Source organism: Microcoleus sp. (assembly GCF_049646505.1).
GTDB lineage: Bacteria > Cyanobacteriota > Cyanobacteriia > Cyanobacteriales > Microcoleaceae > Microcoleus.
In genome coordinates this window covers 1-11892 of the sequence record NZ_JBARVX010000099.1, presented here as the reverse complement: position 1 = coordinate 11892, position 11892 = coordinate 1, and the positions used below count along the sequence as shown (strand labels likewise).

The 11892-nt window shown below is 44.5% G+C and carries 11 protein-coding genes; 7 read left to right on the top strand and 4 right to left on the bottom strand.

The window, feature by feature from the left end:
* A partial coding sequence (locus tag WBA89_RS05640) for a KTSC domain-containing protein (protein WP_424404571.1) occupies positions 1–212 on the top strand: 212 nt, incomplete at its 5' end.
* Positions 213–313: 101 nt separating this feature from the next.
* On the opposite strand, the gene WBA89_RS05635 is transcribed toward WBA89_RS05640, so the two are convergent.
* On the bottom strand, positions 314–517 hold the full coding sequence (locus tag WBA89_RS05635; protein WP_424404569.1) for a hypothetical protein: 204 nt from the start codon (positions 515–517) through the stop codon (positions 314–316).
* Positions 518–661: 144 nt separating this feature from the next.
* Between WBA89_RS05635 and WBA89_RS05630 the strand changes: the two genes are divergently transcribed.
* Complete coding sequence (locus WBA89_RS05630; RefSeq protein ID WP_424404567.1) at positions 662–6166, top strand: trifunctional serine/threonine-protein kinase/ATP-binding protein/sensor histidine kinase; 5505 nt, start codon at positions 662–664, stop codon at positions 6164–6166.
* 216 nt (positions 6167–6382) lie between these two features.
* Here WBA89_RS05630 and WBA89_RS05625 read toward each other — a convergent pair whose 3' ends face one another.
* Positions 6383–6943 carry a Uma2 family endonuclease gene (locus WBA89_RS05625; protein ID WP_424404565.1) on the bottom strand — a complete coding sequence of 187 codons (561 nt, stop codon included), beginning with the start codon at positions 6941–6943 and terminating at the stop codon, positions 6383–6385.
* Between the two features lie 156 nt (positions 6944–7099).
* Between WBA89_RS05625 and WBA89_RS05620 the strand changes: the two genes are divergently transcribed.
* A complete protein-coding gene (locus tag WBA89_RS05620; protein ID WP_194012644.1) occupies positions 7100–7354 on the top strand; it encodes a hypothetical protein in 255 nt (84 codons plus the stop codon).
* Entirely contained in the window at positions 7344–7706 is a 363-nt protein-coding gene (locus WBA89_RS05615) for a type II toxin-antitoxin system RelE/ParE family toxin (RefSeq protein WP_424404563.1), read from the top strand. Before WBA89_RS05620 ends, WBA89_RS05615 begins: the two co-directional genes overlap by 11 nt.
* Positions 7707–7750: 44 nt before the next feature.
* On the opposite strand, the gene rph is transcribed toward WBA89_RS05615, so the two are convergent.
* Together rph and WBA89_RS05605 are read right to left on the bottom strand one after the other, a co-directional pair.
* A complete protein-coding gene (gene rph / locus WBA89_RS05610) occupies positions 7751–8464 on the bottom strand; it encodes a ribonuclease PH (protein WP_424404561.1) in 714 nt (237 codons plus the stop codon).
* Positions 8465–8676: 212 nt separating this feature from the next.
* Positions 8677–9231 (bottom strand): adenylate kinase family protein, encoded by a 555-nt coding sequence (locus tag WBA89_RS05605; protein WP_424404559.1) that lies wholly within the window; start codon positions 9229–9231, stop codon positions 8677–8679.
* Positions 9232–9454: 223 nt separating this feature from the next.
* Here WBA89_RS05605 and WBA89_RS05600 point away from each other — a divergent pair, with 223 nt between their 5' ends.
* The 3 genes from WBA89_RS05600 to WBA89_RS05590 form a co-directional block, all read left to right on the top strand.
* Complete coding sequence (locus WBA89_RS05600; protein WP_424404557.1) at positions 9455–9991, top strand: P-loop NTPase family protein; 537 nt, start codon at positions 9455–9457, stop codon at positions 9989–9991.
* 849 nt (positions 9992–10840) lie between these two features.
* On the top strand, positions 10841–11509 hold the full coding sequence (locus WBA89_RS05595; RefSeq protein WP_333395988.1) for a TetR/AcrR family transcriptional regulator: 669 nt from the start codon (positions 10841–10843) through the stop codon (positions 11507–11509).
* Between the two features lie 114 nt (positions 11510–11623).
* Positions 11624–11892, top strand: a 269-nt coding sequence (locus WBA89_RS05590) for a hypothetical protein (protein WP_424404555.1), incomplete at its 3' end; no start/stop codon positions are given.

Below are 11892 nucleotides of genomic sequence, written 5' to 3'. Positions count from 1 at the left end.
AAGAAGAGCAAGTTTTACAAATAGAATTTAGCAGCGGCTCAGTCTATCAATACAGCGACGTAGAACCGGAAATTTGGGAATCTCTGCAAGATGCTGATTCTACAGGCAGATTTTTTAACTCCGAGATTAAAGGTTATTATTCCAGCCAGCGCGTAGATGACGAGAGTGCAAATGCAGGCGGCAGTTTCAACCACCAAAATAAAACAACCTAATTTTCAGCGCCCGTTACTCAACCCGCACTCCTCCGGCGAGAGTTTGACTCGCAGGGCTGTTTCAACCGCCCTGTCTCCTAAAAGCTGAGATTGTTTTTTTGTCAACCGTGCGATCGACTATCATCCAATTTAAACCCGCAACAGCCTAGCAAATCCTTGCACAAATCCTCTATTTGTGCTGCTGTTCGCCTAACTGCTGAGCTCACAAAAGCGCCCCGGGCTTTTGTCAGCAAATCTTTACTGTCAAGGCGTGCCTTCCCACACACCCCAAAAGATAGCTCTTGAGCGATAATGAAGGATAACATAGGATTTACGAAAAAAACCCGGTTCATACAAAAAAATCTGGGGTTTGTCAACGACTAGCAACAAAAAAACCGGGTTTTTAACCCGCCGCGCGTAGTAAGTCCTGTAGTATTGACCAAGCACACCTAATTTGAGAGAAGCCAACTATGATGGCAATTCCCGGCGTTGCAGTTCTCGCTCTCATTTATGAAAGCAGCACTTCCCTCGTTTATCGCGGCCGCAACGAGCAAGACAACCAACCTGTTATTATCAAACTTATCAAAGAAGATTATCCTACACCAGAAGAACTGAATAGATACAAGCGCGAATATGAAATTACGGCCAACTTAAACGTCCTAGACGGAGTAGTTAAAGTATACAAATTGCAGCAGGTTAGAAATAGTCTGGCAATGATTTTAGAAGATTTTGGAGGAGAATCTTTGAAAATCTTTATGGCTTCCCAAAAATTTACCACTTTAGGATTTTTAACTACCGCCATCAAAGTTGCTGAAACTTTAGGAGAAATTCACGCCAGAAATGTAATTCATAAAGATATCAATCCTTCTAATATAGTTTTTAATCCAGCTACCGGACAAGTTAAACTCATAGATTTTAGCATTTCAACTGCATCCAACCTAGAAGAGGTTGCCAATAAAGATCCTAATTTTTTAGAAGGCACTTTAGCTTATATGTCGCCGGAACAAACCGGCAGAATGAACCGGGTAATCGATTACCGCACAGACTTTTATTCCCTCGGCGTCACCTTCTATGAAATCCTGTCAGGACAGCTCCCTTTTCCCACTACCGATCCGATGGAGTTAGTTCACTGTCACATCGCCAAACAGCCAGTACCTCTGGCCGAACTTTCACCAGAAATTCCTAAAGCTGTTTCAGATATTCTGATGAAATTGTTAGCAAAAACCGCCGAAGACCGCTATCAAAGTGCTTGGGGACTCAAAGCCGATTTGGAATCCTGTTTGTTTCAGTTGCAAACATCTGGAATTATTTCCGAGTTTGCTCTCGGACATCAAGATATTTCCGACAAATTTCAAATCCCTCAAAAACTTTACGGCAGACAGCGAGAAGTTGAAACTCTTTTAGCAGCCTTTGAACGGGTAGCAGCCACAAATAATCGAGCTCACCGCCTCGAACAGTCGCAAATTTCTGTAATCAAGACAGAACTCAAATCGAAAAAAGAAAGCGCCCTGTCAGTGCTGGCGAGAGGACATCACAAATCCCGCAGCGAGATGATGCTGATTGCTGGTTATTCCGGCATTGGCAAATCTGCAATGGTGAAGATTTTAGACAAATCCATTACCCGCAGGCGCGGTTATTTTATTTGGGGAAAGTTTGACCAGTACAAGCGGACTATTCCTTACTCTGCAGTTGTCAGCGCTTTTTCGGAATTAGTGCGGCAACTGTTAACTGAAAGCGAAGCTCAATTGGCAGTTTGGCGCGAAAAACTCCGCACTTCTTTCGGTCAAAACGGGCAAATTATTATTGATATACTTCCCGAAATTGAACTAATTGTCGGAGCTCAATCTCCTGTCGCTGAATTGGGGTCTACAGAATCTCTTAACCGCTTTAATTTAGTATTTCAAAATTTCATTCGCGTATTTTGTCAGCCCGAACATCCGCTGGTGATTTTTCTCGACGATTTGCAGTGGGCAGATTCTGCGACTCTCAAGCTGATCGAATTGATGATGACAGATGAAGCGACACAATATCTGTTTTTAATCGGCGCTTATCGGGATAATGAAGTCAGTCCCACTCATCCTTTAATGATGACTGTGGAGACGCTGCGAAATCAGGAAGCCATCATTAATGAGATTGCTTTGTCGCCGCTGGGGGTCGAAAATATCACTGATTTGATTGCCGAAACTTTGCACAGCGATCGCGAATCTGTCAAATCTTTAGCTGAACTGGTTGTCAGCAAAACAGACGGCAATCCTTTTTTTGTCAATCAATTTCTGCAAACATTGTATCAAGAAAATCTGCTAGTTTTTCACCCGCCACAGTCGGGGAGCAAGGGCGGCTGGCATTGGAATATGACTCAAATTGAGCAGTGCGCTATCACTGACAATGTAGTAGATTTGATGGTACAAAAATTGAGAAAACTGCCCAGTTCTACGCAGCAGGTTTTGCGTTTAGTGGCTTGTTTGGGCAATGAATTTGATTTAAATACTCTTTCTTTAATTAATGAGAAAGAAGCGTCGGAAACTTTTTCGCAGTTACTGCCGGCGATTAAGTCTGGACTAATTTTGCCAACTTCGGAATTGGAAAGTAAGTCCCTAGATTACGTGATGTTTCCCCTGTTGATTCTGAATTATAAATTTTTGCACGATCGCGTACAGCAAGCAGCTTACGCTCTGATCGACGACTCGCAAAAAAAGGCAGTTCACCTGAAAATAGGCAGGCAAATCCTCGAAAACACTCCGGCTGAGTATCGCGCTGACAGAATTTTTGAATTAGTCGATCACTTGAATGTAGCGCGATCGCTAATTACAGACGAGCGAGAACTAATTGAACTGGCAACGCTGAATTTAGACGCCGCCCGCAGAGCCAAAGATGCCACAGCTTATGTTGCAGCCTTGCAGTATTTGACCGCAGGTATGGACGGTTTGACGGCCGATATTTGGGATTTCCACTACGACTTAGCCTTTGCTCTCAACATGGAGCGCGCAAATGTTGAGTATCTAAACGGCTATTTCGAGCATTCAGAAGAATTTATCAACATAACTTTGGAAAAAGCGCGATCGCCCTTAGAAAAGGTAGAAATTTACAACCTGCTGATCGTGCAGTACACCCTCCGCGCCAAGTACGAAGAAGCCGTTAAAGCCGGAATCCAAGCTTTGAACTTGCTGGGGATTGACTTGCCGCTAGACGGGCTGCACAAAGTCATATCCGAAGAATTTGCAGCAGCAAAAAAAAGTTTAGCAGGAATAGAAATAGCTTCCTTGATTGACGCACCAGAAATGACAGTACCAGACAAAAAAGTTGCCGTCAAATTAATCACAAACTTATTAACATCGGCTTACCTCAACAATCCAGAATTGTGGAAAGTCAGCGTACTAAAAGGAGTCAATCTCTCTCTCACCTACGGTTTAGTACCAGAAGCATCTCTCTGCTACGCGGGCTACGGTATGTTCTTAAACGCTGTTTCGGGAGATTACAAAGCAGCTTATCAATTTGCGATGCTGTCGCTGAACTTGAGCGAAAAATCCGGAAACATCGGCTTGAAATGCAGAGCTTGTTCGTCGCTGGTAAGTCTTTTTTATTACTGGTTCAACCATATCAAAGATTCCCACGCAATCAGCAATGAAGGATATCAAGCTGCTTTAGAATCAGGAGATTTAGAATACGCGGGTTATATCCTGTCCAACCGCATAGCCAATTACTTTTTTCAAGGCAAAGAAATCTCGCTAATTTTAGCAGACACCAGCAGGTATTTGCAGTTCAGCCAAAAAACCAAAAATCAGCTCGTAACCGATACATTATTAGGGGTAGAGTTAATCCTCCGCAACTTGAGCCAACTCACTCCTGAAAAGTTTGTATTTGAAAGCGAAGATATCAGCGAAGCTGAATACGTACACAACTGTAAAGCCCATCAAAATTTGTACTCGCTTTGCCTTTATCAGATTCGCAAATGCCAAGTAATGTACTGGTACGGCAACTTCAACGAAGCGCTGCAACTAGCTTTGGAAGTAGAAAAGCAGCTATCTTTTATTACCGCAGCAATACCCGCTACAGAATGGAATTTTTTCTTTTCTCTAGTTTTAGCCGCAGTTTTTCCCACTGTTTCAAAAGACAAGCAAAAACAATACTTGAAAAAGTTAGAAGCCAATCAAAAACAGATGAAAATTTGGGCAGACAACTGTCGCGAAAATTTTCTGCACAAGTATTTGTTAGTACAAGCAGAAATAGCTAGAATTTCCAAGAAAGATTCAGAAGCTGTAGAGCTTTACGATGTTTCTATCAATTTAGCCCAAGACAGCGAGTTTGTCCAAAATGAAGCCCTCGCTAACGAACTAGCAGCCAAGTTTTGGTTGAGTAAAGGTAAGTATCAATATGCCAAAATTCATTTGCGCGAAGCTCACTCGTGCTACTTGCGCTGGGGCGCAGTCCGCAAAGTTGAAGATTTAGAACAGAAGTATCCGCAGTTGCGAGAAATGACCCCGCTCCACGGAAGTTTTAACAACAGTCAAACTACAACAACTATTCATACTTCTACTGGCAGCGATGCGAGAGTGCTGGATTTAGCAACTGTAATGAAAGCATCTCTGGCGATTTCCAGCGAAATTGTCTTAGACAAGTTGCTGGCTTCTTTGATGAGAATATCGCTGGAAAATGCTGGCGGACAATCCGGTTGTTTAATCTTGGTTAGAGATGAAAAACTGTTGATTTCAGCTAGAGCCTCAGTAGTTGCTGAAGATGTAGCGGTGCTGCAATTTACGCCTGTTGAAGAATCTCAGGATTTACCTGTGACAGTGATTAATTTTGTGGAAAGGACTCGCTCGGATGTGGTGTTGAGCAATGCGGCGGCTGAGGGGCGATTTACGGCAGATCCTTACGTGGCAAAACACCAGCTCAAATCTCTTTTGTGTACGCCGATAATCAATCAGCGCAAATTAATCGGCATTCTTTATTTAGAAAATAACTTGACTTTGGGAGCGTTTAATGCCCACAGATTGGAAGTTTTAAGGCTGCTTTCTTCGCAAGTAGCTATTTCTTTAGACAATGCCCTGCTTTACAATTCGGTGGAGCAGAAAGTGCAAGAGCGGACGCAGGAGTTAAATGAAAAGAACGAGCGTTTAGAACAAACTTTGCGCGAGCTTAAACTCACTCAAGCTCAATTAATTCAAACTGAAAAAATGTCTAGCTTGGGGCAAATGGTGGCTGGTGTAGCTCACGAAATTAATAATCCTGTAAGTTTTATCTACGGCAATCTCAATCCGGCTAGCGAATACGTGAAAGACTTGCTGAAATTGATCCAGCTTTACCAGCAGAATTATCCCGAACCTGCCGATGAAATTCTAGAGGAAATAGAAACAATTGAACTGGAATTTTTGAGCGAAGATTTGCAAAAGCTGCTGGATTCGATGAAAGTGGGAGCGGAAAGAATTCGGGATATTGTGCTTAGCTTGCGGAATTTTTCGCGCCTCGACGAAGCACAAATGAAGTCGGTTGATATCCACGAAGGGATTGACAGTACGGTGATGCTGCTGCAACCGCGTCTGAGGAAAGAGGGCGGACGTTTGGGAATTGAGGTGATTAAAAATTACAGCCAACTGCCGCTAATTACTTGTTATGCGTCGCAGTTGAATCAGGTATTTATGAATATTTTGACAAATGCGATAGATGCGCTCCTCTTGGCGAGGGATTGCCCGAAAAGCTCTGAGAAAGAGCCTGCTATTACAATTTCTACGGAGGTGACAGACAGGAATTCGGCGATAATTAGAATTGCTGACAGCGGGCCGGGAATGAGCAATGAGGTGCTGCACAAGATATTCGATCCGTTTTTTACTACTAAGCCGGTGGGTTCTGGTACTGGTTTGGGGCTGTCTATTTCTCACTCGATTGTTGTTAGTTCCCACGGCGGAAATTTGACTTGCGTTTCTGCACCGGGAGAGGGTACGGAGTTTGTGATTGAGATTCCGATCGCCCCGCGATAAGTTTTGTAAGAAATAGCGAATATTGGGTGAATATTGGGTGAATTATCCGGCCAATATTGGGTGAATAGTGGGTGAATAGTGAATTTCCGTTGGATACCGGGCGAATGGAATTCGCGGCTACACAAACAATGTCCGCCTCCGCGGACTAAGAAAGAAAGAAAGAAAGAAAGGACGAATGGAATTTGCTTCTCTACAAACAATGTCTGCCTCTGCGGACTAAGAAAATTGTACTTGGCGGTATAAATCTGCGATCGCAATTTCGACACCCACCGATTCAAGTAGCAAAGAATCACCCAAACCATACTCCGAGAGCACCCACTGACTCTGTTGATTGCGTCGAAACAGTTCTACTCCGGGCTGTTGAACTTGCACTAAAACATACTCTTGCAGGGTTGAAAATTGGCGATATTTAGCAAATTTTGCGCCGCGATCTATGGCTTCAGTTGAAGGTGATAAAACTTCGATAATTAAGGAAGGAAATTGCACCAATTGCGGATCGTTATCGCGATCGTCGCAAGTTACCATAACATCAGGATAAAAATAGTTTCGCCCTCCTTCTAACCGTAATTTTACAGCTAAGATGTAAATTTCGTAGGGCAGATTAAGGCTATCGTCTAATAGCTTGAAGAAGTTGACGCAAATCCGATTGTGATTGCGGGTGCCGCCACTAATGGCCACAACTTCGCCATCCCAATATTCGTAGCGTTCTTCTTGGGTGGGTTCCCAAGCTAGGTATTCTTCTGCGCTCATCAATGGGCGATCGGGTAAAGCAACCATAATTGCGATCGGGTAATGAAGTCTGTTTCTAGGATAACAGGAAGATTGGCTTCCCTCCGCGAGGATTGATGAAGGGCGATCGCTCTAAACTATCAACTTTGTTAAACCCTCAGATGAAGTGATATAATTGGTAAAAAATACCTTCAGGAGAAACAGATGAAAGCTGTTGAAGTAACCGGAACCCTGGATGAAAAAGGTCAATTATTCCTCGATCGCGCGATCGAAGACTTCCCTCCCAGCCGCGTGCGAGTTATCGTACTTTTTCCCGAAGTAACAGAGGAAACCGAAATCGATCCTGATGATACTCCCATTGCCGAAGTGAAAGCAAGTCTCAGGAGAGCATTACAGCAAGCAAAAGCCGGACAGCGCATCCCCCTTTCGGAAATGTGGGAGGGAATAGATGTCGAATGAAATGCCTTTCGTACAGATTGATTTAACGCCTGAGTACAAACGGAATTTGCGTGAATTATCAAAAAAATATCGCAATATCAGGTTAGATACTCAGCCAATTATTGAACAATTCCAAGGGGGTAATTTTACTGGCGATCGCATCCCCGGAATGGGTGAAAATTATGTCATCTTGAAGGTAAGAGTCAGAAATAGCAATATCCAAAAAGGAAAAAGCGCTGGTTATCGACTGATCTATCAAGTTGAATCACCGACTAGCGTACTGCTATTAACCATTTATGCTAAATCAGACCGAGAAGATATTAGTCCTAATGAGATTCGTAACATCTTAGCTGAGTTCGATCGGGATGAATGAATGAATGATTAATGTCGGTAATCACGAGGTTAAAATCAACCAAGTTAAAAAGCTTGCCCCTGAGCCGCCAACAATTCTTGAATCCCAGTTTCTGCCACATCCAAAATTTGATTCAACTGACTGCGGCTGAAACTTCCCTCTTCCGCAGTTCCCTGAATTTCGATGATGTTCAAATCTCCATTCATCACTACATTACAATCAATTTCTGCCGCCACATCTTCAAGATAATTTAAATCTAAAAATAGCTCATTTTCCAAAAGTCCCACAGACACGGCCGCCACTTGGCGAATTAAGGGCGATCGCCCCAAATCACCTTTTTGCACCAACTTGTTCAAAGCATCAGCCACAGCCACAAACCCGCCGTTAATAGAAGTCGTGCGAGTCCCCGCGTCTGCTTGCAAAACATCCGCATCCACCAGAATCGTCCGTTCCCCCAATAGCTGCATATCCAAGCACGATCGCAAACTGCGCCCAATCAACCGCTGAATCTCTTGAGTGCGCCCCGATAACTTCATGAATTCCCGCTCTTGACGCTGCGGCGTAGAACCCGGCAACATCCGGTACTCCGCCGTCAGCCAGCCTTTTCCGGTATTCTCCAGAAACCTAGGCACTCCCGGCTTGATTGTAACGCTGCACAGTACCTGAGTATCGCCGCTTTTTGCGAGCACCGAGGCGCTGGCAAATTTCGTAAATTCGCGATCGAAACTAATCGGACGAAGTTGATTTGGCTGTCTGCCATCTGCACGTTTTATTGACATAAGTTATTTGTTATTTGTTGTTTGTTATTTGTTGTTTGTTATTTGTTATTTGTTATTTGTTGTTCGTTATTCGTTATTTGTTATTTGTTATTCGTTACTTGTTATTTGCTATTGGTAACAATCAACAAATAACAGCTACTGCCAACTACCAACTGCCAACTGACTACTGACTACTGACTACTGCCAACTACCAACTGCCAACTGCCAACTGACTACTGACTACTGACCATTTTTAGAATATCTTGCTGCACTTGTTCCGGGGATTGGTCGCCGTTGATAGTTAACAGTTTGTTGCGATACTCGTAATACTCTAAGATAGGAATAGTGCGTTCCTCGAACAAATCTAGCCGGCGGTGTAAAATTTCTGGCTCGTCGTCCGATCGATCTCGTTCGATCGATCGGCTCAACAAAACCTCATTGGGAACCTTCAGCCAAATTGCCCAATCTAGCTCCTGCGCCAAACCCTCTAATAAAAAATCCAATTCCTCAGCTTGAAAAGCCGTTCGCGGATATCCCTCCAACAGCCAGCCATTAAACACATCCCACAGCAGCAGCCGGCGGCGAAAGAATTGAATCATAGTTGCGTCGGGAACTAATTCCCCTTTTTCAACATAAGACACTGCCAACTTGCCCAAATCTGTGTCATCTGCGATCGCCTCCCGCAGAATATCCCCCACAGCCAGCAAAGGAATGCTCAAATTGCTGCACAGTAGTTCAGCCTGAGTTCCTTTTCCCGCTCCTGGCCCTCCCAGAATCACCAATCTCACTCTGTCTTGCTCCTAGCGCCGCGACATTCAAAGTTTACCTGTTATTGAGATCGATCGGGCAAAATAGCTGCGACCGTCACTGCCGCTAGCTTTTGACAACTTGTACATCTAGCGTTCGATCCGATGTGCGATCGGCCAAGTACACTATATATTGTTAAGCAGGCTCGATCGATCCCAAGACCGGAGCCGCAGTCAAGACTTAGTTACTAATTGAAATTGCCCTATGGTTGCTCAGTTACAAACCCCTACACTCAACTTAACCCACAGCTTGCCCCACACAGTTGAAGGGCTGGTGCAAGTTTTTACAGGCCCGCACCGCTGCTTTTTTACCAGTGTCATGGCTGGAGCTCTCAGAATTGCAGGACAGGGATCGCCCGTGTTGGCGGTACAGTTCCTCAAAGGGGGAATCAATCAAGGGCATCAACATCCCGTGCGGCTGGGGCAGAATTTAGATTGGGTGCGGTGCGATTTGCCCCGCTGCATTGACAAGGCAGATTTAGATGAGATCGAAATGCGATCGGTCAAACAATTGTGGGAGTACGTTCAAAATACCGTGCGCCAGGGCCGTTACGCCTTAGTTATTCTCGACGAGTTGAGTTTAGCGGTGAATTTAGGCTTAATTCCTGAAGCAGAAGTGCTGGCATTAATTGATAGCAAACCGCAGGATTTGGATATTATTTTGACAGGGCCTTCGATGCCGGCCGCATTTTTGGATGTTGCCGACCAAGTTACTGAAATTCGCCACACTCTAGCACAGTAATTTAATTGGCGATCGCCCGATCGGGCGATCGCAGCACATCAATTTAGCAGCGACATTACGCTGGAACCAACGGATCGAACACCACATTCAACCGATCGACCGGAACCATCCGTTGGAGAATTTGCCAGTGACCGCCTGCATCCGACCAACTGCGAAACTAACCCACAACCAGCTTTTCCACATTCGGGAGCGATCGAACTACAGTCCACGGCTTGAGACATTTTTCTGGCAACACAGTAAACATATCTGCTTGGTAAATTGGACAGGAATTATACCGATTTCATAAACCAGCGCTGCAGTTAGTATATTTGTTTTAGACATCGAACTTTATAAAACAGAACCCGCATTTGTATCGGCACTTTGTGAAATTAGTATCGGTAGTTTAGCGAAACTTCTCGCGCCGACCCGAAAGTCCGCCGTTCGTTTCAACCCCCGTCGAGAGAGCTTGCATTCGGTTGAAACTGAGATGCACCATTGTCAACAAGCTTTTTATGGGCGGGCAGGATGCCCACCCCACAAGAAAATTCATCTTTTGTGGAACAGGCCGGACAGCCTGTTCTTGAGAATGGTGCAAGATGTGAGTTGAAACCGACTGAAAGACTCATCACAACAAAATTTTCAAGAAATGAGAAGTATCTGATATTAATTTCATAAAATAGTGCTACAGCTAGTATTTTTGTTTTAGACATCGAACTTTATAAAACAGAACCCGCATTTGTAGCGGCACTTCATGAAATTGGTATCAGTCGGAGGCAGCTTGATTTGACAGCGTGAAGGTTTTGCTCTAAAATGTGACTAATCGGTCATATAACTGGTCAGTCATCTAGAAAACCTTTGTTGTTGCTGCTAATGCCAACCCAAACTTTTTTTAATTTACCCGAAGCGAAGCGTCAAACCATTGTGAAGTTGGCGATCGCCCAATTCGCTAGCCACGACTATAAAATTGCCTCCATTTCCAACATCGTCAAGCAGGCAAAGATTGCCAAAGGCAGCTTCTATCAATACTTTGAGGATAAGAAAGACCTCTATCTATACCTAGTCGATCTCGCCCATCAGCAGAAGATTGACTTTCTACAGCAGGCCAAACCTCCGGGATTGGAGATGGGATTCTTTCCTTACTTGCGCTGGCTATTTCGAGAAAGCGCTCAGTTCGACTTGTCTCACCCAGCCTTGAGTCAAATTATCAATCGTGCCGTTTATGGCGATGTGCCCTTCCGGGATGAAGTGTTAAAGCGAACGCAATCCGTTTCTCTGATGTACGTTCACGGCCTGGTAAAGCAAGGAATCGATCGAGGAGATATCGATCCTGGTATCGATCCAGATTTTGCTGCCTTCGTCATCAGTGCGCTGGCAGACGGCTTGCGGGACTTCATTCCAGGGCGACTGAGCTTGAACTCAGAGCAACTGACTGAAGCTGGAGTGCCTGAGTTGGATATGCAGGTCGTTGAACAAGTTTTTGATGACTTGATTGGCGTCCTAGAACACGGAATGGGTCGTTCGTCCGACACTAAGCTTTAATAACTTTTGGATCGCTGGGGTATTAAAGCATTCTCTCCGAGCAACGATCGAGGCATATCAATCTAACAAATTCTTTAGTAATCCGTTTTTTATTCACCCTACGGTATCTACCTCATGACCTTCCAAGATAAACCTCCCATTCCATCACCTCCAAGCTCATCTGGGCCTGAAGTCACGATCGTGACTGTCGAGCAGAAACCTGCTGAACTCGCTTCAGACACGATCGTTCGCCTCGATCGAACTGCTAAAACTGAACTCCCTTCCCAGAAAAAGAAATCGGCGATCGCAAAATACTGGTGGCTGCTGCCAGTGCTGGGAATCGTTGTGGCGATCGGAGGAGTTACAGTCACTCGTTTTCGAGGCAATGAACCTGCCGCCGTCAC

Coding starts and splice junctions, on each gene's coding strand:
- WBA89_RS05635 (WP_424404569.1), bottom strand. CDS start 517: ATGTTATCCTTCATTATCGCTCAAGAGCTATCTTTTGGGGTGTGTGGG.
- WBA89_RS05630 (WP_424404567.1), top strand. CDS start 662: ATGATGGCAATTCCCGGCGTTGCAGTTCTCGCTCTCATTTATGAAAGC.
- WBA89_RS05625 (WP_424404565.1), bottom strand. CDS start 6,943: ATGGTTGCTTTACCCGATCGCCCATTGATGAGCGCAGAAGAATACCTA.
- WBA89_RS05620 (WP_194012644.1), top strand. CDS start 7,100: ATGAAAGCTGTTGAAGTAACCGGAACCCTGGATGAAAAAGGTCAATTA.
- WBA89_RS05615 (WP_424404563.1), top strand. CDS start 7,344: ATGTCGAATGAAATGCCTTTCGTACAGATTGATTTAACGCCTGAGTAC.
- rph (WP_424404561.1), bottom strand. CDS start 8,464: ATGTCAATAAAACGTGCAGATGGCAGACAGCCAAATCAACTTCGTCCG.
- WBA89_RS05600 (WP_424404557.1), top strand. CDS start 9,455: ATGGTTGCTCAGTTACAAACCCCTACACTCAACTTAACCCACAGCTTG.
- WBA89_RS05595 (WP_333395988.1), top strand. CDS start 10,841: ATGCCAACCCAAACTTTTTTTAATTTACCCGAAGCGAAGCGTCAAACC.